The organism is Pseudomonas sp. HN2, from assembly GCF_020736465.1.
Taxonomy (GTDB): Bacteria; Pseudomonadota; Gammaproteobacteria; order Pseudomonadales; family Pseudomonadaceae; genus Aquipseudomonas; species Aquipseudomonas moraviensis_A.
Genome location: NZ_CP085885.1, coordinates 462,986 through 482,771 on the forward strand (window position 1 = coordinate 462,986; position 19,786 = coordinate 482,771).

Annotated in this window: 19 protein-coding genes; 3 read left to right on the forward strand and 16 right to left on the reverse strand. The window is 62.7% G+C overall.

The window, feature by feature from the left end; all coding sequences use genetic code 11:
* The first annotated feature begins 7 nt into the window (after positions 1-7).
* On the forward strand, positions 8-1,426 hold the full coding sequence (locus LIS66_RS02015) for an FAD-dependent oxidoreductase (protein WP_007909438.1): 1,419 nt from the start codon (positions 8-10) through the stop codon (positions 1,424-1,426).
* A gap of 240 nt (positions 1,427-1,666) precedes the next feature.
* Complete coding sequence (gene hemE, locus LIS66_RS02020) at positions 1,667-2,734, forward strand: uroporphyrinogen decarboxylase (RefSeq protein ID WP_116659283.1); 1,068 nt, start codon at positions 1,667-1,669, stop codon at positions 2,732-2,734.
* A gap of 178 nt (positions 2,735-2,912) precedes the next feature.
* Here the strand turns inward: hemE and LIS66_RS02025 are convergent, their stop codons facing one another.
* The gene (locus LIS66_RS02025) at positions 2,913-4,187 is read right to left on the reverse strand and encodes an MFS transporter (protein ID WP_227973502.1); all 1,275 of its coding nucleotides are present in this window, start codon (positions 4,185-4,187) and stop codon (positions 2,913-2,915) included.
* A gap of 118 nt (positions 4,188-4,305) precedes the next feature.
* Between LIS66_RS02025 and LIS66_RS02030 the strand changes: the two genes are divergently transcribed.
* The gene (locus tag LIS66_RS02030) at positions 4,306-5,208 is read left to right on the forward strand and encodes a LysR family transcriptional regulator (protein ID WP_042608701.1); all 903 of its coding nucleotides are present in this window, start codon (positions 4,306-4,308) and stop codon (positions 5,206-5,208) included.
* Between the two features lie 260 nt (positions 5,209-5,468).
* Here LIS66_RS02030 and LIS66_RS02035 read toward each other — a convergent pair whose 3' ends face one another.
* From LIS66_RS02035 to LIS66_RS02105, 15 genes are read right to left on the reverse strand one after another with little or no spacing between them, the layout of a single operon-like run.
* Entirely contained in the window at positions 5,469-5,912 is a 444-nt protein-coding gene (locus LIS66_RS02035; RefSeq protein WP_101156598.1) for an excinuclease, read from the reverse strand.
* A 29-nt stretch (positions 5,913-5,941) separates the two neighbouring features.
* Entirely contained in the window at positions 5,942-7,168 is a 1,227-nt protein-coding gene (locus LIS66_RS02040; RefSeq protein ID WP_227973503.1) for a beta-ketoacyl-ACP synthase, read from the reverse strand.
* Entirely contained in the window at positions 7,168-7,896 is a 729-nt protein-coding gene (fabG, locus tag LIS66_RS02045; RefSeq protein ID WP_227973504.1) for a 3-oxoacyl-ACP reductase FabG, read from the reverse strand. The genes LIS66_RS02040 and fabG overlap by 1 nt, the downstream gene beginning before the upstream one ends.
* On the reverse strand, positions 7,889-8,353 hold the full coding sequence (locus tag LIS66_RS02050; protein ID WP_227973505.1) for a hotdog family protein: 465 nt from the start codon (positions 8,351-8,353) through the stop codon (positions 7,889-7,891). Before LIS66_RS02050 ends, fabG begins: the two co-directional genes overlap by 8 nt.
* A complete protein-coding gene (locus LIS66_RS02055) occupies positions 8,350-9,546 on the reverse strand; it encodes a beta-ketoacyl-[acyl-carrier-protein] synthase family protein (RefSeq protein ID WP_227973506.1) in 1,197 nt (398 codons plus the stop codon). The genes LIS66_RS02050 and LIS66_RS02055 overlap by 4 nt, the downstream gene beginning before the upstream one ends.
* The gene (locus LIS66_RS02060) at positions 9,543-10,136 is read right to left on the reverse strand and encodes a hypothetical protein (protein WP_227973507.1); all 594 of its coding nucleotides are present in this window, start codon (positions 10,134-10,136) and stop codon (positions 9,543-9,545) included. The genes LIS66_RS02055 and LIS66_RS02060 overlap by 4 nt, the downstream gene beginning before the upstream one ends.
* Positions 10,124-10,861 (reverse strand): class I SAM-dependent methyltransferase, encoded by a 738-nt coding sequence (locus tag LIS66_RS02065; RefSeq protein WP_227973508.1) that lies wholly within the window; start codon positions 10,859-10,861, stop codon positions 10,124-10,126. Before LIS66_RS02065 ends, LIS66_RS02060 begins: the two co-directional genes overlap by 13 nt.
* Positions 10,858-12,105 carry an NAD(P)/FAD-dependent oxidoreductase gene (locus tag LIS66_RS02070; RefSeq protein WP_227973509.1) on the reverse strand — a complete coding sequence of 416 codons (1,248 nt, stop codon included), beginning with the start codon at positions 12,103-12,105 and terminating at the stop codon, positions 10,858-10,860. The genes LIS66_RS02065 and LIS66_RS02070 overlap by 4 nt, the downstream gene beginning before the upstream one ends.
* Positions 12,092-13,255: a sodium:proton antiporter gene (locus LIS66_RS02075; protein WP_227973510.1), complete on the reverse strand. Its 1,164-nt coding sequence runs from the start codon at positions 13,253-13,255 to the stop codon at positions 12,092-12,094. Before LIS66_RS02075 ends, LIS66_RS02070 begins: the two co-directional genes overlap by 14 nt.
* On the reverse strand, positions 13,252-15,582 hold the full coding sequence (locus tag LIS66_RS02080; protein WP_227973511.1) for an MMPL family transporter: 2,331 nt from the start codon (positions 15,580-15,582) through the stop codon (positions 13,252-13,254). The genes LIS66_RS02075 and LIS66_RS02080 overlap by 4 nt, the downstream gene beginning before the upstream one ends.
* A complete protein-coding gene (locus tag LIS66_RS02085) occupies positions 15,566-16,168 on the reverse strand; it encodes an outer membrane lipoprotein carrier protein LolA (protein ID WP_042608712.1) in 603 nt (200 codons plus the stop codon). Before LIS66_RS02085 ends, LIS66_RS02080 begins: the two co-directional genes overlap by 17 nt.
* A complete protein-coding gene (locus tag LIS66_RS02090) occupies positions 16,165-16,590 on the reverse strand; it encodes an acyl-CoA thioesterase (RefSeq protein WP_042608713.1) in 426 nt (141 codons plus the stop codon). The genes LIS66_RS02085 and LIS66_RS02090 overlap by 4 nt, the downstream gene beginning before the upstream one ends.
* Complete coding sequence (locus LIS66_RS02095; protein ID WP_227973512.1) at positions 16,583-18,127, reverse strand: HAL/PAL/TAL family ammonia-lyase; 1,545 nt, start codon at positions 18,125-18,127, stop codon at positions 16,583-16,585. Before LIS66_RS02095 ends, LIS66_RS02090 begins: the two co-directional genes overlap by 8 nt.
* Positions 18,108-19,055, reverse strand: coding sequence for a glycosyl transferase (locus LIS66_RS02100; protein WP_227973513.1), 948 nt, complete (start codon positions 19,053-19,055; stop codon positions 18,108-18,110). The genes LIS66_RS02095 and LIS66_RS02100 overlap by 20 nt, the downstream gene beginning before the upstream one ends.
* Positions 19,052-19,786, reverse strand: a complete 735-nt coding sequence (locus tag LIS66_RS02105; protein WP_227973514.1) for a glycosyltransferase family 2 protein — start codon at positions 19,784-19,786, stop codon at positions 19,052-19,054. Before LIS66_RS02105 ends, LIS66_RS02100 begins: the two co-directional genes overlap by 4 nt.

The window sequence follows — 19,786 nt, forward strand, 5'->3', positions numbered from 1 at the left end:
TTTAACAATGGCTGAACGTCTGAATAACGACTTCCAGTTCATCGATGTCGGGCGCAAGGATCCGAAGAAGAAACTGTTGCGTCAACGCAAGAAAGAGTTCGTCGAAATCTACGAACCGTTCAAACCCCAGCAGTCGGCCGATCAGGCTCACCGCTGCCTGGGTTGCGGCAACCCGTATTGCGAATGGAAGTGCCCGGTGCACAACTTCATTCCCAACTGGCTGAAACTGGTGGCCGAGGGCAACATCCTCCAGGCCGCCGAGCTGTCGCACCAGACCAACACCCTGCCGGAAGTCTGCGGCCGGGTGTGCCCGCAGGATCGTCTGTGCGAGGGTGCCTGCACCCTCAACGACGGTTTCGGCGCGGTGACCATCGGTTCGGTCGAGAAGTACATCACCGACACCGCGTTCGCCATGGGCTGGCGCCCGGACATGTCCAAGGTCAAGCCGACCGGCAAACGTGTCGCGATCATCGGTGCGGGCCCGGCGGGCCTGGGTTGTGCCGACGTGCTGGTGCGTGGCGGCGTGACCCCGGTGGTGTTCGACAAGAACCCGGAAATCGGCGGCTTGCTGACCTTCGGCATCCCCGAGTTCAAGCTGGAAAAGACCGTGCTGAGCAATCGTCGCGAAGTCTTCACCGGCATGGGCATCGAGTTCCGTCTGAATACCGAAGTCGGCAAAGACGTGACCATGGAACAACTGCTCGCTGAGTACGATGCGGTGTTCATGGGCATGGGCACCTACACCTACATGAAGGGCGGTTTTGCCGGGGAGGATCTGCCGGGCGTTTATGACGCGCTGGATTTCCTCATCGCCAACGTCAACCGCAACCTGGGCTTTGAAAAGTCGCCGGAAGATTTCGTCGACATGAAAGGCAAGAAGGTTGTAGTGCTCGGCGGCGGCGACACGGCGATGGACTGCAACCGCACCTCGATCCGTCAGGGCGCCAAGTCGGTGACCTGTGCCTATCGTCGTGACGAAGCGAACATGCCCGGCTCGCGCAAAGAGGTGAAGAACGCCAAGGAAGAAGGCGTGAAATTCCTCTACAACCGCCAGCCGATCGCTATCGTTGGTGAAGACAAGGTCGAAGGCGTGAAGGTGGTCGAGACCCGTCTCGGCGAGCCGGACGCCCGTGGCCGTCGCAGCCCCGAGCCGATTCCGGGTTCCGAAGAGATCATCCCGGCCGACGCCGTGGTCATCGCCTTCGGCTTCCGCCCGAGCCCGGCACCGTGGTTCGAACAGTTCGAGATCCAGACCGACAGCCAGGGCCGCGTTGTTGCGCCCGAGCAAGGTCAGTACAAGCACCAGACCAGCAACCCGAAAATCTTCGCCGGTGGCGACATGGTGCGCGGCTCCGACCTGGTGGTGACGGCGATCTTCGAAGGGCGTAATGCCGCTGAAGGGATCCTCGATTACCTGGGTGTCTAAAAAACAACGCAATCCCTTGTAGGAGTGAGCCTGCTCGCGATGGCGGTAGATCAGTCACCTGATGCATTGACTGATACTCCGCTATCGCGAGCAGGCTCACTCCTACAGTTGTTTTGTGTTGCTGCAAAAATCAGCATTCCAACGCAATAAATTGACCCGATAGACAAAAGGCTGACCCACATCCGTGCCTTTTGCCTCGCGCTCTGAGAAAATGCCCGCACTTTTTTTCCGGATGCCGACATGACTGCCCTGAAGAACGACCGTTTCCTCCGCGCCCTGCTCAAGCAACCCGTTGACGTCACCCCTGTGTGGATGATGCGCCAGGCCGGTCGCTACCTGCCGGAGTACCGCGCCAGCCGCGCTCACGCCGGCGACTTCATGAGCCTGTGCATGAACCCGGAATTCGCCTGCGAAGTCACGCTGCAACCGCTCGACCGCTACCCGCAACTGGACGCGGCGATCCTGTTTTCCGACATCCTCACCATCCCCGATGCCATGGGCCAGGGCCTGTACTTCGAAACCGGTGAAGGCCCGCGCTTTAAGAAAGTCGTCAGCACCCTCGCTGACATCGAAGCCCTGCCAATCCCCGATCCGCACAAAGATCTCGGCTACGTCATGGACGCGGTCAGCACCATCCGCCGTGAGCTCAACGGTCGGGTACCGCTGATCGGCTTCTCGGGCAGCCCTTGGACTCTCGCGACCTACATGGTCGAAGGCGGCTCGTCGAAAGACTTCCGCAAGACCAAAGCGATGCTCTACGACAACCCGCAGGCCATGCACCTGCTGCTGGATAAACTGGCGCAGTCGGTGACCTCGTACCTCAACGGCCAGATCATGGCCGGCGCGCAAGCGGTACAGATCTTCGATACCTGGGGCGGCAACCTGTCGGCAGCGGCGTATCAGGAATTCTCGCTGGCCTACATGAAGAAAATCGTCAGCGGCCTGATCCGCGAGAACGACGGCCGCAAGGTGCCGGTGATCCTCTTCACCAAGAACGGCGGCCTGTGGCTGGAAAGCATCGCCGACGCCGGCGCTGACGCCCTCGGCCTGGACTGGACCTGCGACATCGGCAACGCCCGCGCCCGTGTCGGCGACAAGGTCGCGCTGCAAGGCAACATGGACCCGACCGTGCTCTACGCCAAACCGGAAGCGATCCGTACTGAAGTCGGACGCATCCTGGCCAGCTACGGCAAGGGCAGCGGCCACGTGTTCAACCTTGGCCATGGCATCACCCCGGAAGTTGATCCGGAACATGCCGGCGCGTTCCTGCGTGCAGTGCATGAGTTGTCGGCGCAGTATCACGAGTGATCAGCCCACAATAAAAAACGCCCGGCTAAATGCCGGGCGTTTTTGTTTGCGCGACTCAATGTCGGACACAGATCAATTGTAGGAGTGAGCCTGCTCGCGATAGCGGTGGGTCAGCCAGTACATTCAGCGACTGACTCACCGCTATCGCGAGCAGGCTCACTCCTACAGGGGTTTTATGTCAGGCTTTGACACCCTGCAACGGCGGCAGCTTCGCCAGCTTCAGTGCCACCAGCAGTGCGATCAGCAACAACGCACCGATAAACAAGCCGATCCCGTTCCACCCGCCCAGATGCCAGAACACCCCGCCCGCCGTCCCGGCAATACTCGAACCGGCGTAATAACTGAACAGATACAGCGACGAGGCCTGTCCCTTGGCCGTCAATGCGCGCCGGCCGATCCAGCTGCTCGCCACCGAGTGCGCGGCGAAGAAGCCGAAGGTGAACACCAACATGCCGATGATCACCAGCAACAGAGGCGTGAACATCGTCAGCACCAGCCCTGCAAACATCAGCGCAATGGTCGCCCACAACACTTTGCGCCGTCCCAGCTTGTCCGCGAGCGAACCGATCTTCGCTGAGCTGTAGATCCCCGACAGATAGACCACCGAGAGCAAACCGACAAATACCTGATCCAGGTTGTACGGCGCGGCCAGCAAGCGATAGCCGATATAGTTGAACAATGTGACGAACGCGCCCATCAGCACAAACGCCTCAAGAAACAGCAGCGGCAGGCCGGCGTCGCGAAAGTGCATGGTGAAGCCATCGAGCAGGCTGCGCGGGTGCAACGAGCGGGCGCGGAAATTGCGCGACTCCGGGAGGATCTTCCAGAACACCGCCGCCGCGACCAACGCCAGACCGCCAATTACCAGCATCGCCGTGTGCCAGCTGACGAAGTCGATGAGAACTCCAGTGATCAAGCGCCCGCTCATCCCGCCGATCGCGTTGCCGCCGATGTACAAACCCATCGCCAGGCCGATGTGCTGTGGATGAATTTCTTCGCTCAGGTAAGTCATCGCCACTGCAGCCAGACCGCTCAACGACAGACCGATCAACGCGCGCATGATCAGCACGCCGTGCCAGCTCGGCATCATCGAACTGGCGATGGTGCACAACGCGGCAGCGAACAGCGCCGCGACCATCACCGGTTTACGGCCGATGCGGTCGGAAATCGGCCCGGTGATCAGCAAGCCGAAGGCCAGCATGCCGGTTGCCACCGAGAGGATCAGGCTGCTCTGCGCCGCGTTGATTCCGTACTCATGGGACAGCAGCGGCATCATCGGCTGCACGCAGTAGAGCAGGGCAAACGTCGCAAAGCCGCCACAGAACAGCGCCAGCACCGTGCGCATGAACGCCGGCGTGCCTTTTTCGATGTAGATCTCCTGCAGCTCGGCGAGGGTATCGTCGCCGGCAGAGGGCGGGACTTCGTGGGCAACGGGCGCGACAGCAGTTTTCACTTCAGACCTCGGAAAGCATAGCCGGGCAGGCAATGAAAAAATCATATAGCTGGCTAATGTTTCTATCCAATATATTGTTCGACCTGTTTGATAGCTTTGACGACCTATTGGAGCCCCCATGGAACTGCGTCATCTGCGTTACTTCATTGCCGTCGCCGAAGAGCTGCATTTCGGCCGCGCCGCGCAGGTGCTGGGCATTTCCCAGCCACCGCTGAGCCAGCAGATTCAGGCGCTGGAGCAACAGCTCGGCGCGCGATTGTTCGAGCGCACCAATCGTCGGGTGGAGTTGAGCGAGGCGGGCAGGTTGTTTCTGCAGGAGGCGCGGCTGGTGCTGGCGCAGGTCGACAAGGCGGCGGACGTCGCCCGCCGCGCGCAGCTTGGCGAACTTGGCGAGCTGAAGATTGGCTTCACTTCGTCGGCGCCGTTCAACTCGACCATTCCGCAGGCGATTTTTTCCTTCCGTCAGCGCTTTCCGGCGGTGCATCTGAACCTGCGCGAGATGAGCAGCACCATGGTCGCCGATGCATTGGTCGATCAATCGATCGAGGTGGGCATCATGCGTCCGTTGGGCTTGCCGGATTCATTGAGTGTGGTTGAGTTGATGCGTGAGCCGTTGGTGGCGGTGCTCAGTTCCAAGCATCCGTTGGCGCAGGGCAGCGACGAAGGCCTGTTTCTCTCGGCGCTGGCGCTGGAGCCCTTCGTGTTCTTTCCGCGCAGCTATGGCAGCGGGCTCTATGCACAACTGCTCAGTCTGGCCCGCGATGCCGGATTCAGTCCGCACTTCGCCCAAGAGGCGGGGGAGGCGATGACGATCATCGGTCTGGTCGCGGCGGGGCTTGGAGTTTCGGTGTTGCCGGCGTCCTATCAGCGGATGCGCATCGACGGCGTGGTCTACCGCCCGCTGCTCGATCCCGAGGCAATTTCAGCGGTATGGCTGGTGCAGCGCAAGGACCAGAAATCGCCGATGGCCAAGGCGTTTGTCGAACTGCTTACGTACAAGGTTGAGCCACTGACGGTGTGAAGGCGGCTGGCGCTTTCGCGAGCAGGCTCGCTCCCACAGTTGATCTGGGCGCCCACCGAAATTGTGTATGTCTCCTAACTCCTGTGGGAGCGAGCCTGCTCGCGAAGAGGCCGGAAGCGGCCTGCGCTCCCGAAAGGGGCTTGTGAGACTCTGAGGATCTTGGGTAACCAGCCATCGCAGAGCCAGGCAGGTAACCGGCGGTGACAAGCCAGCCTGTCTGTGAAAGGGCGCCAAACGGCGCCCTTTGTCATTTCTGGCGTTTACTGAACCTTCGCCAGATCACCCTTCAACGCAACGCCCGCCATGATCGCGCCGGCGTGGCACTCGTAGGTTTGCGCGTCCTTGCGCTCGTTGCGTTTGTAGAAGCTGACGATGTTGGTCACGGCGTTGGCGCCGGCATTTTTTGCGGCCTGATGCAGGCTGATGATTGCCGATTGGGCGACCCACTCGCAGGCGACTTCGTCAGATTTGTTGAAGGCGTTGGTTTTCTTGTTGGTCACGGCGTCGGGGCTGACGACGGTGACTTTGCCGGCCGGGGTGTTGCCGGCCAGATAGAATTTCACGCTGCCATCGATCTTGCCCGATCGGGTGGCCTCGGCGACGGCTTTGTCGAATGGCAGGTAGACCGCTGTGTCGCGGGCCTGGCTGACCGCTGGCAAGGCGCAGAGCAGCAGAGTGACGGCGGCGAGTTTCTTGAAGTGCATGAAGGTCTCCTTGACCTGGATTAATCGGGTTACGGCCAGCGGCGGAAAATCAACGAAGTGTTGACGCCGCCGAAAGCGAAATTGTTGTTCATCACGTAGTCGTGATGCATCTGGCGGAATTCGCCGCGCAGGTAATCGAGCTTGCCGCAGTGCGGGTCGACCTCGTCGAGGTTGAAGGTGTGCACGTACTGATCGCGATTCATCATCTCAATACTGAACCACGACTCCAGTGCTCCGCAGGCGCCGAGGGTGTGGCCGAGAAAACTCTTCTGCGAGCTGATCGGCATGTGCTCACCGAACAGGCTGCTGGTGGCCAGTGTTTCGGCGATGTCGCCCTGCTCGGTCGCGGTGCCGTGGCCGTTCACATAACCGATGGCATCCGGGCTGAGGCCGGCATCTTCCAGGGCCAGCTCCATGGCGCGGCGCATCGTGACCTGTTCCGGGCGGGTAGTGTGCTGGCCATCGGCGTTGCTGCCGAAACCGACAATTTCCGCGTGGATATGCGCGCCACGGGCGAGTGCGTGTTCAAGCTCCTCAAGCACCAGCATGCCGCCACCCTCACCGATCACCAGACCGTCACGGCCCTTGTCATACGGGCGAGGGCTGGTCTGTGGTGCATCGTTTTTCAGACTGGTGGCGTAGAGCGCGTCGAAGACCATGGCTTCGGTCGGGCACAGCTCTTCGGCGCCCCCAGCGAGCATCAGTGGCAAGCGGCCGAACTTGATCGCCTCGTAGGCGTAACCGATGCCCTGGCTGCCGCTGGTGCAGGCGCTGGAGGTCGGAATCAGGCGTCCGGTGAGGCCGAAGAAGATGCTGATATTGGCCGCGGTGGTGTGCGGCATCATCCGCACATAGGAGTTGGCGTTGAGCCCCTCGGCCACCGAGTTGAGCAGCATGTTGCCGAAAGCCTTGATCTCGTCAGTGCTGCCGGTGGACGAGCCGCAGGCAACGCCCATGCGCCCGTCCTTGATCGATTCGTCGCCGAGCAGGCCTGCGTCGGCCAGGGCTTTTTCCGCCGCCGCGACCGCCAGGCGGGAAACCCGGCCCATGCTGCGCAATTGTTTGCGGGTCCAGTGCGATGGCACGACAAAGTCATCGATGGGGCCGGCCAGACGCGTGTTCAGTTCAGTGAAGCGATCCCACTCGTCCATGCGGCGAATGCCGCTGCGGTTGGCTGCGAAGTTGCCGGCAATGGTCTGCCAGTCGCTGCCCAGCGAGGTGATGCCGGCCATGCCGGTGACGACGACGCGCTTCATCAGCACAGGCCTCCGTTGACTGCCAGGACCTGGCGGGTGACGTACGAGGCTTCCGCCGACATCAGGAAATTCACCGCAGCCGCCACTTCTTCAGGGGTGCCCATGCGCTGCGCGGGGATCATTTTCATCAGCTCTTCCACCGGTACGTTTTCGTCGAGCATGGCCGTGTCGATCAGGCCCGGGGCGACGCAGTTAACGGTGATTTTGCGCTTGCCCAGCTCGATCGCCAACGCCTTTGCCGCGCCGATCACCCCGGCCTTCGAAGCGCTGTAGTTGACCTGGCCACGGTTGCCGATCAGACCCGACACCGACGTGATGCAGACGATGCGCCCGGCGGCGCGGCGACGGATCATCGGCATCATCACCGGGTGCAAAACGTTGTAGAAGCCGTCGAGGTTGGTGCGCAGGACCACGTCCCAATCGTCATCGCTCAGCGCCGGAAACGCGCCGTCGCGGGTCAGCCCGGCGTTGAGCACTACGCCGTAATAGGCACCGTGGTTATCGACATCGGCTTCGAGAATGCTTCTGCAGGTGTCACGGTCGGCAACATCGAATTGCAGAATGCGCGCACGGCGACCCAGTGCTTCGATTTCGGCCTGCACCGCTTGGGCTTCGGTCATGCCGTTGCGGCAATGCAGGACGATGTCATGCCCGGCTTGCGCCAGACGCAAGGCAATGGCGCGGCCGATGCCACGGCTGGAGCCGGTGACCAGGACGGATTCAGTCATCGTGCGACTCCTTTGTCTGTTGCAGGTATTGGTTGGCTTCGGGCGGACGGAACACGTTCAGCCGTGCGCTGGCATGAATGCCGTCGCCATGGATATGGCATTCGAACACGCCCATGCCATTGTCGTCTTCCAATGAGCGAATGCCGTGGACGGTCAATTCGCTGCCCGGCGCAAAGGCTTCGACGTTGCACTCGAACTTGCGCGTGCCGAGGAGAAAGCCCAGCTCCACCGGATTGCCTTTTTGCCGCGCGTGGCAACCGGCGAAAGCGGCGACGCTCTGCGCCATCAGCTCGACGCCGACCCACGCCGGCAGGCTACCGTCGGGCAGGTTGAACAGGCCGTCGGGCTTGACCGTCAGGCGGGTGAAGATCTGCTCGTCATCGAAGCGCTCGATGGCGTCGATCAGAATCATGTCGCCGGCGTGCGGCAGCAGTTCGGCGAGTGGCCAGTGGCTCATGGGGCGTCTCCGATAATCAGGCTGACGTTGTTGCCGCCGAAGGCAAACGAGTTGCTCATCAGGTAGCGCGGTGCAATGGACGTCAGGCGCTCGCTCGCAGTCACCCACTGCAGGGGCGGCAGCGTGGGATCGGCCTGGCCGTCCCAGATGTGCGGCGGCAACGCTTGGTCGGGGTTGTCGGCGCTCAGGCTCAGCCAGCAGAACGCCGCTTCCAGTGCGCCAGCCGCGCCGAGGGTGTGGCCGGTCAGCGGCTTGGTCGACGAGCATGCGACGCCGTTGGGAAACAGCGCCGCGACCGCCAGACTTTCCATGGCGTCGTTGTGTTGAGTGGCGGTGCCGTGCAGGTTCAGGTAGTTGATCTGCGCGGCTTGCAGATTGGCGCGGCCAAGGGCTTTTTGCATCGCTTGCAGGGCGCCGCGACCGCTCGGCTCTGGCGCGGAAATATGGTGCGCATCCGAGCTGGCGCCTGCGCCGAGCAGGGCAATCCCCGGACCTTCGCCGCGCTGTTTGCTCATCACGAACAGCACCGCTGCTTCGCCGATATTGATGCCGTTGCGGTTGGCCGAAAAAGGATTGCAGCGTTCATCTGAAACGGCTTCCAGCGAAGAAAAACCGTTCAGGGTGAGCTTGCACAGACTGTCGACGCCGCCGCACAGCACCGCGTCGCACAGGCCCAGATCGAGCAGACGCTGAGCACTCATCAAAGCGCGGGCGCTGGAAGTGCAGGCGGTGGAAATCACGTAGGCCGGACCGCTCAGTTGCAGCCACTCGGCGAGAAAATTCGCCGGAGCGCCGAGTTCCTGCTGGCGATAGTCATACTCGCGAGGAAACTGCTGCTCGCGGATGTAATGCGCCAGACCCCGGCTCGCCTCGTCGATGCCTGACGTGCTGGTGCCGAGCACAACGCCGATGCGTTCACGGCCATAGGTCTGGATCGCGCGATCGATGTCGTCACGAATCTGCAGCGCGGCTTCCAGCAGCAGTTGGTTGTTGCGACTGCTGTGCTCGATCATTTCGGCTGGAATCGCGGCCAATTCACCGTGCACGGCGGCCACTGGCAGCTCACGCTCGACAACCCGGCCGGCCTCGCGGCGCATCCCCGAACAGTCGCCGGCGAACAGATTGCGCGCGACTTCAGACTTGTCGCGGCCCAGGGCACAGATTACGCCGAGGGCATTCAGGTAAGCGGTCATGGCGTCGATTCACCTAACTGGGAAACGCGATAGTGCGGGCCTTGGGGCAGGCCCATTTCGAAGCTCAACGGTTGTGAATAACGGACGTGCCAGCGCGCCGGCAGAGAACGCTGATCGGTCTGTTGCCGGGCGTCGGGATAGTTGCGCAGCAGTTCGGCGGACGGGGTCAGGGCGAACAGCAGCGCGGCGAACAACTCCCGCGCCTCGGGATTGGGCGGCAGCAGGCCGTCGGCCTGCCAATGCCCGTCGATCAGTTGCTGACGGGCTTGGGGAATGCCCAGCGGATCCATCATCGACCAGCGCGTGCCGGCGCCTTCGCGCTGGATCACCAGCAACCAGTCCTGACGCTGCCCGGCCTGCTCGCGTTCGATGTGCAGTTGCAGCGGCAGGGGCAGCGTCGGGTTGGCCGCTGGCAGCGGTGCCTGGCTGGCGCAGGCACTGAGCAAAAGGGCGCAGAACACCATCATCAGCCATGCCACAATCCTTGTAGGAGTGAGCCTGCTCGCGATAGCGGTCATGCATTCAAAATAGTCATTGGCTGACCCACCGCTATCGCGAGCAGGCTCACTCCTACAGGTTATGCGTTGCATGAGATAGCACCTGCAAGCGGCTTGCGCGCGACGACATTCACCAGCGTCTCTTCGCGTTCGCCAAACGGCTTCGGCTTACGCAACCCCAACCGCTCTAGCAAGCCAAAGTCCTTCGATCGGCTCCACCACAGGTACGGGTAGGAAACATTGTGCTCGGCAAACTCGAAACCCTGCTCGCGAATCATCTGCAGATACCCGGCGGCGCTCTTTTGTACGTGCATCGGATGACGGAACAGCCAGCGGATGACCCAGGTATCGATATAAGCCTCGGTGGACTCGGCGAACAGCAGATAGCCGCCCGGCTTCAGCACGCGATAGAACTCGGCCAGGGCTTTTTCCTGCTCGACCAGATGATGGAAGGTCTGGTGACAGAACAGCAGATCGACGCTGGCATCGGCGACCTGGAGCGTGGCGCAATCGCTGCCGATCAACTCGACCGGCATGCCCAGGCGCGTAGCCTCTTCGCCGCTCAGGTGCAGGCTGTGCGGGTCGGCGTCGACGCCGATCAGGCGCTGCGGGGCAAAGGTCTGGCGCAAGTGAGCGAACGACTTGCCTTGCCCGCAACCGGCGTCCAGCAGCACCGGCTGTTCCGGCAGCGGCTCACTGAACAACTCACGCAGATCATTGATCGCCACGCGCAGCACATGGTGCTGCCAGGTGTGGCTGCGCAGGAACCAGAAGCCGAAGCGGGTTTCCTCGACGTAACTGTGGCTGAGGTAATTCATGAGGCGTCCTGCGCGCAGAGTTCGGAAATCATCTTCAGCCGGCGCCGCGCTTCGCTGACGAACGGGTTGCGCTCGTCCCAGGCGTAACCGGCGAGGATCGAGCAGATCATCCGGCGAATGTCCGCCTGGCTGTCCTCGTAGAAAATCACGTCCTGAAAGGTGCCGGCGTACCAGCCTTCGACGTAGCAGCGAAAGGTGTCGACGCCGCGTTTCAACGGCTCGGCAAATTCCCGTTGCCAGTCGACCGTTTCACCCTGCAACTGACGGTGCAGTACGCCGGCGGCCATGCTCGCCGAACGCATGGCGATGGTCACGCCGGAGGAGAACACCGGGTCGAGGAATTCTGCGGCATTGCCCAGCAGGGCGAAGCCCGGGCCGTGCAGGGTTTTCACGTTGGCCGCGTAACCGCCGAGGGTACGCGCCGGGGTGTCCCAGACCGCGTTGTTGAGAACCCTGGCGAGGCTTGGTGTTTCGGCGATGAAACTGCGCAGGCAGGCATCGAGGTCGCTGTCGCGGCCCTGGAAATGTTCCTCGGCCGCGACCACGCCCACGGAGCAGCGACCGTTGCTGAACGGGATGGTCCAGAACCACACGTCGCGGTGCTGCGGGTGAGTGGTGACGAGGATTTTTTCCCGGTCGAACGCCGGGCTGTCGATGTGATCTTCAACATGGGTGAATACCGCCTGACGCACCGGGAAATTCGACGGCGCTTCGAGGTCCAGCAGACGCGACAGCACGCGGCCGTAACCGCTGGCGTCCAGCACGAATTCGGCTTCTACGCGGTACTCGCTGCCGTCTTCGCGACGCACATCGAGTTGTGGTTTCGCCCGCTCGAAGTCGACGCTGACAATCGCATCGCCATAGCGGATCTCCGCGCCTTGCAGCGCCGCTTGGTCGGCCAGCAACTTGTCGAAATCGGCGCGCTGCACCTGGAACGTGGTCGGCTTGCCGGCGGTGAAGGTATCGCCAAAATCGAAGGCGCTGTAGCGCTCGCCCCAGGCAAACGCTGCGCCGGTCTTGCGCTGGAAACCAGCGGCGTTGACGGCGTCGAGCATGCCGGCTTCTTCGACGAAATCCAGGCAATGGCTGAGCAGGCTTTCGCCGATGGAGAAGCGCGGGAAGTGCTGACGTTCGAGCACCAGCACATCGTGGCCCTTGCGTTTGAGCAGGGCCGCGGCGATAGCGCCGGACGGGCCGGCACCGATGATCACGACCTGACGGGATTCCATTTCAACGATTGGCACGTGAGCTCCGGGGCAAAGGACTGTTCAGATTCAGGGGCGCGCGATGCAGGCCGATCAGGGCCGGCAGCAGCGTGGCGATCAGGCCCATCAGCATCAGCGCGAAATACAGCGCCGGGGTGATGAGCTGTTGTTGCAACAGCAGGTTGAGAAAGACGATTTCGCTCAGGCCGCGAATGTTCAGCAGCACGCTTTCGCGCCAGCGACTGGCGCCCGCGAACGACGCACCTGCCCAGCCGAGGCCGAGCCAGTTGCCTAGCAGTTTACTGGCAATCGGCAACAGCAGCAGCGCCGCCCATTGTCCGCCGTCAAGACTGGCAAGAGCGCTGTGCACGTCGATCTGGACGATGCCGAACGTGAGGATCAGCGGGATCGCGATCCACACCTGCAAGCGGCTCATCCAGCGCGCCGGCAGTGGCAGCACCAGCGGCACTTTCAGCACCGCCATGCACAGCAGATAGCCGATGCCGAAAATCAGTGCGTTGAGTTTGTAATGCTCGGCCATGACCAGCAGCGCGAAGAATCCGAGGCTGTAGGTCAGCGGGCGACGCACGCGTAGCAGATACAGGAACAGCGGCACGCCAGCCATGGCCAAGGGCAGCAACAAGCTGCTCAAGTGCAGGCTGCCCTGGGCGAGCCCGAACAGCGTCCAGCACGTCAGGTCGATGAGGATTGCGGTCTGCACCAGTCGACGAGTGGCGGCGGGCGGATAATCGATATGGCGCAGGTACAGATACAGCACCGGGATCGCGGTGATCGCGAACACCAGCCCGATCGCCAGTGAGTTGAGCCATGGCTGCGCGGGCAACAGCCAGTGCGCGGCTGCCAGACCGCAGGTGAATGGCACGATGAAACTCGGCAGGGCAATTTTCACGCTCTGACGATCGAGTTTCAGGTCGATCACATCGCTGAGAATGTGCCCGAGCAGCAAGGCGAAACTCAGGCTGTAGAGGTTTTTCAGCCAGTCCGGCGCGATCAGTTGTGCACCGCTGAGCTGCCAGCCCGGCTCGATCCAGAAGTACATCAGCAGCGGCAAACCGAAGCTCGCCAGCAGCAACTGACTGACGATCGGAATCAGGCCGAAACGGCGGCCGACCCGGGTCGCCAGCGCAAACAACGCCAGGGCCAGCAACCAGAAGCCGACAACCATCATGCTGCTGTCTCCGAAACCGTTTCATGGCGCCCGGCCCATGGCGCGAGCATGAAGCTGAACGCCAGACCGAGGCTTACCGACAGGCCGAAATTGCTCACCGCCGGCGTGCTGGACACTGCCAGCAGGCCGAACGACAGCCATGTCGTCAGCGCCGCGAGCAGGGTGCCGAGCAGGCTCACCGCCGCGCCGCCCACCTGTTCACGCATGAGGATCGCGTAATCGACGCTGATCGCCGTCACCAGCAGCAGGCCGAACAGGCTGAACAGAGTCAGCGGCTGACCGAGCCAGCCGAGGCTGGCCAGACTGCACAGCGCCGCCAGCAGCGGCAGGGCAACGATACGCAGCGCGCCGGTGAGGCCGAACGGCAGAATCAGCACCAGCACGATCAACACGCAGGAGGCCAGTTTCAGTTCGGCGGCGCTGATCTGCGTGGCGGCGAACACTTTGTTCAGATCACCGAGGCGATCGACCAGCACCACTCCTGGCAAGTCCAGCGCCTGCACGCGCAGCAACGACGGATTGTTCAAGCCCTGCAGGCTGGTCATTGCCGCAACACCGTCTTCAGTCGGGCCAAGCCATAGCGTGCGATACGGCTCACCGAGCGGGCCGGCCAGCGCGGCGTCGATGTCTTCGGCGGGCAGGGCCTGCAACTGCTGCAATTCGTTTTGCAAAGCCGCCGCCGGCACGCCGAGGTCGAGCAGCGGTTGCCAGAACGATGGCAGCTTGCTCAGTGATTCGCGCACTTGCTGTTGCTGGCTCGGCGCGCTGACCAGTTGATCGAGGGCGAGAAAGCCCTGCAGCTTGTCGAGGTTGACCAGCTGCTGCAGACGCTCGCTCAGCGCCGCCTGGCGCTCAAGCAATTGCTCCTGATTGGCGGCGCGGATGAGGAAGAACTGGCTGGTCGGTTGGAAACCGGTGATGCGCGCGATGGTCTGCGCTTCGTCGGTCAGGTGCTGCGGCGCCCCGACCCATTGGCGGATGTCGTTCTTGCTTTGCAACTGCATCAGACCGCCGACGCAGAAGGCGATCAGCAGGGCCAGCAGCACGGGCGTGCGAATGCAACCGAGCAGCGCTTCGCGCAGATGAATCAAGCGTTCGGCCAGGCGCAGCGGCCATTGCGCCGGGCGCAGTTCGACATTTTTCAGCAGCGCCGGCAGCAGACAGACCGCCGACAGATAGGCGCCGAGCAAACCGGCGGCGGAGAAAACGGCGATCTGCGTCAATGCCGGGAACGGGGTCCACGCCAGCGCCAGATAGCCGATGACGCTGGTGATCAGGCTCAGGGTCAGCCCCGGCAAAGTCAGGCGCAGGGCCGGCCAGCTGCGCCAGGGCTTGAGGCTCCAGCTCTTGGACAGATAGTGCAGCGGGTAATCCACGGCGACGCCGATCAGGCTCGAACCGAGCACCAGCGTCATCACATGCATGTGGCCGAACAGCGCCACGCAGGCCACCGCGCCGAACAGCATGCCCACCAGCACGGGAACGAAGGCCAGCAGCACGCGCCAGCGACGAAACGCCAACAGCAGCAACAGCAGAATCCCGACCGTCGCGCCGCCGCCGACCCAGGTCATTTCGCGGGTGGCCTGTTGTTGGCCGTTAGCCGCATAGAGCAGGCCACTGGCGGCAAGCAACTGCACGTCGCTTTTCGCTGCCTGTTCACGGCTGTGCTGGAGCAGATCCGCGACTTGCAGCGGCAGGTTCATGTCGAAGGCGTTGCCGGTGGTGCGCGCCCGCAGCATCACCCAGCTCTTGCCGTCGGCATCGGCGATCAGTGCGCCGCTGCCGATGTCCAGTTGCACCGCGCCGTGTTTCGGCTGGCTGTTCTGGATGCGCCCGGTCAGGCCCAGCCAATCGTCCTGACTCGGCACCAGGGTAAAGCCGTTGAACGGATCGAACAGCGCCTGCACCCGCTGCTGGATGAACACGTCGGGGTGTTCGCTGAGCAACTGCCGATCATCCGCCGAGAGCATCGCCAGGCGCCCTTGCAGCAATTGCGTGCGTAGCGCTGGCAGGTCGGCTTGCAGATTCCACTGCACGGTTTCGAACAGACCGCTGGCCTGCCATTGCTCGCCCAATTGCCGGGCCATGGTCAGTGCTTGCTGGCGATCGGCGTGGCCGACCAGTACCAGCATTTCGCGGTTGAGCGGCTCCTGCATACGCTGCTCGGCGCGCAATTCCAGCGCGTCGGGATTGGTCCCGGGCACCAGCTCCATGAGATTGGCCGACAACGGCGCACCGTCGCGCCACTGCCACGCGGCCAGCGCGACGACGGCCAGCAGCAGGCTCAGAAACAGCCAGGGCAGCCTGCGTTCACTCGGCAAAGTCATGTTGCTCCGCTTCGCTCAAGGGTTGCTCGGCGGTGCTGTCCTGCATGCGCAGCAGGGTGCTGTCGCCCTGGGTTTCCAGCAGTTCGATGGTTTGCACCAGAGCACCGCCGTCGATATTGATTTGCTGGAACACCTGCTTGAGCAGCATCGAACGCGGTGTCAGGGTCAGCTTCCATTGTTGCGCCGTGCCGCTCAGGGCCAGCTCGAAATCCCGTTGCAAACCGCTGCTGTCACCTTGCAGCACAGCCAGGAACAGCCGGTTCTGCTCGGCACCGGCGCTCTTGTTCGGCAGCAGTTGCCAGCCATTGGTGTCACGGCGGGCGATGCCTTTGGCGGTGATGCGGTAGTCCTGTTGCAGCGGGGTTTTCAATAGCCACAGCAAGCCATGCGTTTTCGCGAGGACGAAGCTGCCCTTGCTGATCAGCGGCTGCGGCAGGGCGCGCAGGTGTTTTTCCTGAATGAACTGGCCGTGGATAACGTCCGGTTTCGCCAGTTGTTCACTGAGCTGTTGCAGGTCGAAGGCATGGGCCCATGACGACACGGCCAGCAGCGTCAACGCACCAAGGCTTTTGAAAAACATATTCATCGCAGCATCCTTTCCACGGCATCGGTGAAGACTTTCGGTGAAGCCAGCTGCATCTCGCGGCTGCTGACTTCGACGGCGACCTGCACCGAGCTGGCGCGGGTCAGGCGCTCGCCGGTCTGCAGGTCGGTGATCAGGTAATTGATCTTCAGGCGGTTTTCCCACTCGACCAGACTGGCGCGCACATTCAGCCGTTGACCGAACACCGCGCTGCGCACGTAGCGCAGCTGCAGGTCGATGATCGGCCAGGCGTAACCAGACTCGACCATCTGCGTGTAGTTGTGGCCGATCTTGTCCAGCAGCGCGCAGCGCGCCACTTCCAGGTATTTGACGTAATGGCCGTGCCAGACCACGTGCATGGTGTCGACGTCGAAGAACGGCACCAGAATCTCGGTATCGGCGTGAAGCACTCCGGCACTACGCATGCAGCCTCCAGTGTTGCGCGGCGATGCGTTGCAGGCACAGGCGCAATTCGCCTTCCAGCGCGCGGTCTTCGATGACCGGCGGGAAGTCTTTGCCGAGTTCTTCGTGCATCGCCGCCAGCGCCGGCGGCAGCGGACGCGCATCGAACGCTTGAGCGCGCAGCCACACGCCCTGATTGGCGGCGAGCAGCGTGGCGGCGGCAACCTGCTCGGTCAGCTCCAGCACACGAATCGCATCACGGGCGGCGATGGTGCCCATGCTCACCTTGTCCTGGTTGTGACACTCGGTGGAGCGCGAGAACACGCTGGCCGGCATGGTGTTTTTCAGCGCTTCGGCGGTCCAGGCACTGGTGCCGATCTGCACCGCCTTGAAGCCGTGATTGATCATCGCCCGATCGGCGGGTGCGCCGGACAGGTTGCTCGGCAAGCCGTGGTTGTAGCGTTCGTCGACCAGCAGCGCCAGTTGCCGATCGAGCAGATCGGCGACGTTGGCCACAAGGTTTTTCAGACTGTCCATGGCGAAGGCAATGTGCCCGCCGTAGAAGTGCCCGCCATGCAGAACGCGCTCGGCTTCGGCATCGATAATCGGGTTGTCGTTGGCACTGTTCAGTTCGATTTCGATGAAACCGCGCAGCCAGTTCAGGCTGTCGGCCAGCACGCCGAGCACATGCGGCGCGCAACGCAGCGAGTAACGATCCTGCAGACGATGCAGCGGCGCGGTTGGCGCGTCGATCGCCAGATCCTTGCGCAGCCAAGCGGCCACCTGCATCTGCCCCGGATGCGGCTTGGCGGCGAACAGGCGCTCGTCGAAGTGCTCCGGATTGCCCTGCAGCGCGACGACGTTGAGCGCGGTGATGCGTGTGGCCAGTTGCAGCAGGTAATCGGCGCGGGCGAAGGCGAGGCAGGCGAGGCCAGTCATCACCGCCGTGCCGTTCATCAGCGCCAGCGCTTCTTTCGGGCGCAGTACCAATGGCGTCCAGCCGAGTTCGCGATGCACATCGGCAGCCTGACGACGCTCGCCGCGGAACATCACTTCGCGCTCCCCGGACAGGGTCGCGGCGACGTAGGACAGCGGCGTCAGATCGCCGCTGGCGCCAACCGAGCCTTCCTCGGGAATCAGCGGCAGGATGTCGTATTCGAGAAATGCATGCAGACGCTCCAGCAGCTCCACGCGCACCCCGGAGACGCCGTGACACAACGACTGCAAACGCGCTGCCAGCACCGCGCGGGTGGCTTGCGCGTCGAGCAGCTTGCCGAGGCCGCAACCATGGAAAGTATAGAGATGACGCGGCAGCGCCTCGACGTGATGCAGCGGCACCGCGACCACGCAGGAATCGCCGTAACCGGTGGTGACGCCGTAGATCACCCCTTCCTTGTCCAGCAGCGAATCGAGAAAACGCGCGCCCTTGGCGATGCGCTCGCGATAGTCGGCGTCAGCCTGCAGCTGCACGGGCGCCTGACGGTTGGCCAGGGCCAGCACGTCTTCGATGCGCAGAGGGCGTTCGCCGAAGGTTACCGGCTCATGGGTTGGCGTCGTCATCGGTCTTCCAGAAAGGGTAAAAGTTGAACCATTGCTGTGGGGCTTCGAGGCAATAGTGACTCAGGCGCTGCGCGTAGCGGGTGGCCCACTGATGAATGACCTGCTCGCGCTCGCGGCGTGTCCACACCACCGCGTCGGCGAACGGTTCGAGAGTCAGGCGATAGTGGCCTTCAGGTTGCTTGAGGCACATCAGCAGATTGACCGGGCACTTGAGCAGGCCGGCCAGCAACCACGGGCCTTGCGGGAACGGCGCCGGATGGCCGAGAAAATCCACAGTGACACTGCGCCCGCCATGCAGCGGCACGCGGTCACCGGCGATCGCCAGCCACTCGCCGCGCTCCAGCCGTTCGTGCAGTTGCAGCATGATCACCGGGTCGAGTTCGCTGACCTGAATCAGGCGCAGATTGGTCGCCCCGGCCTCACCAAGCAGGCGGTTGAACTGCTCGGCGTGCTTGGTGTGCACCAGCACGTTCATGGTGACCTTTTCGCCGATCTCCGCCAACGCCCGGCACACTTCAAGATTGCCCAGATGCGCGCCGACCAGCAGTTGTCCGCGACTGCCGCGCAACTGCTTGCGCAGCAGCGCCGGGTCGATGATTTCGATCTGCTCGATGCTCAGTTTGCCGTTCCATACATCGAGCTTGTCGAGCAGCGAATCGGCAAATGTCATGAACTGGCCGAACACCCGCCGGTGGCTCGGGCGCAGGTCGGCACGCTGACTCCACTCGGCCAGACGCTGCTGGTACTGCCAAGCGCTGCGCCGGGCGATGCGGCCGAACAGGAAAAAATACAGCACGATGGCGTACAGCAACGGACTCAGCAGGCGCCGGCCAAGCACCTTGGCGGCGAATGCGGTGAATTTCATCAGCAGGAAACTGCCGCGTTCTTCGCGGTCGGCCCAGTGCTTGTTGTCGACTTCTTCGCTCATGGTTTCCACCGCCGCCAGAGGATCAGCGGCCAACGCAGCAACATGCCGAAAAACAGCCGCGTGTGCATGCTGGAGATCAGCGCGTTGTCGTGGAACAGGCGAAAGTGCGACACGCCGTCCAGCGGGTAATGCACGCTGGTCTGCAGCCAGCGCATCGGCTGATTGCGCCAGGCCAGGCGCACGAGAATGTCCGAATCGAAATCCATGCGTTTGCCCACCTTGGCCGAGTCGATCACTGCCAGGGTCGGCGCCAGCGGGTAAACACGGAAGCCGCACATCGAATCGCGAATCTGCAACGACAGGCTGTTGATCCACACCATCACGTGGGTCAGATAGCGCGCGTACAAACGTCCTTTCGGCACGCTCTCGTCAAACAGCGGATAGCCGCAGATCATCGCCTCCGGATGAGCGCGGGATTCGGCGACGAAGCGCGCGACATCGTGCAAATCGTGCTGGCCGTCGGCATCGACCTGCAAGGCATGGCTGTAGCCCAGTCGCGAGGCTTCGCGCAGACCGGTCATCACCGCGCCGCCCTTGCCCTGGTTGGCGGTCAGGCGCACCAGGTGCACGTTTTCGCGTTCGGCCAGAGCGTCGAGGACTTTTGCGCAGGAGGGCTCGCTGGCGTCGTCCACCAGAATGCATGGCAGACCTTGCGCGAGCAGAGCATCGACCACGGTGCCGATTGCGGTTTCGTGGTTGTAGACCGGGATCACGGCGCAAGGGTTATGCAT

Bases quoted from the DNA above. Each gene is read 5' to 3' on its own strand.
- LIS66_RS02015 (WP_007909438.1), top strand. From the start codon at position 8: ATGGCTGAACGTCTGAATAACGACTTCCAGTTCATCGATGTCGGGCGC.
- hemE (WP_116659283.1), top strand. From the start codon at position 1,667: ATGACTGCCCTGAAGAACGACCGTTTCCTCCGCGCCCTGCTCAAGCAA.
- LIS66_RS02030 (WP_042608701.1), top strand. From the start codon at position 4,306: ATGGAACTGCGTCATCTGCGTTACTTCATTGCCGTCGCCGAAGAGCTG.
- LIS66_RS02035 (WP_101156598.1), bottom strand. From the start codon at position 5,912: ATGCACTTCAAGAAACTCGCCGCCGTCACTCTGCTGCTCTGCGCCTTG.
- LIS66_RS02040 (WP_227973503.1), bottom strand. From the start codon at position 7,168: ATGAAGCGCGTCGTCGTCACCGGCATGGCCGGCATCACCTCGCTGGGC.
- fabG (WP_227973504.1), bottom strand. From the start codon at position 7,896: ATGACTGAATCCGTCCTGGTCACCGGCTCCAGCCGTGGCATCGGCCGC.
- LIS66_RS02050 (WP_227973505.1), bottom strand. From the start codon at position 8,353: ATGAGCCACTGGCCACTCGCCGAACTGCTGCCGCACGCCGGCGACATG.
- LIS66_RS02055 (WP_227973506.1), bottom strand. From the start codon at position 9,546: ATGACCGCTTACCTGAATGCCCTCGGCGTAATCTGTGCCCTGGGCCGC.
- LIS66_RS02060 (WP_227973507.1), bottom strand. From the start codon at position 10,136: ATGCAACGCATAACCTGTAGGAGTGAGCCTGCTCGCGATAGCGGTGGG.
- LIS66_RS02065 (WP_227973508.1), bottom strand. From the start codon at position 10,861: ATGAATTACCTCAGCCACAGTTACGTCGAGGAAACCCGCTTCGGCTTC.
- LIS66_RS02075 (WP_227973510.1), bottom strand. From the start codon at position 13,255: ATGATGGTTGTCGGCTTCTGGTTGCTGGCCCTGGCGTTGTTTGCGCTG.
- LIS66_RS02080 (WP_227973511.1), bottom strand. From the start codon at position 15,582: ATGACTTTGCCGAGTGAACGCAGGCTGCCCTGGCTGTTTCTGAGCCTG.
- LIS66_RS02085 (WP_042608712.1), bottom strand. From the start codon at position 16,168: ATGAATATGTTTTTCAAAAGCCTTGGTGCGTTGACGCTGCTGGCCGTG.
- LIS66_RS02090 (WP_042608713.1), bottom strand. From the start codon at position 16,590: ATGCGTAGTGCCGGAGTGCTTCACGCCGATACCGAGATTCTGGTGCCG.
- LIS66_RS02095 (WP_227973512.1), bottom strand. From the start codon at position 18,127: ATGACGACGCCAACCCATGAGCCGGTAACCTTCGGCGAACGCCCTCTG.
- LIS66_RS02100 (WP_227973513.1), bottom strand. From the start codon at position 19,055: ATGAGCGAAGAAGTCGACAACAAGCACTGGGCCGACCGCGAAGAACGC.
- LIS66_RS02105 (WP_227973514.1), bottom strand. From the start codon at position 19,786: ATGCATAACCCTTGCGCCGTGATCCCGGTCTACAACCACGAAACCGCA.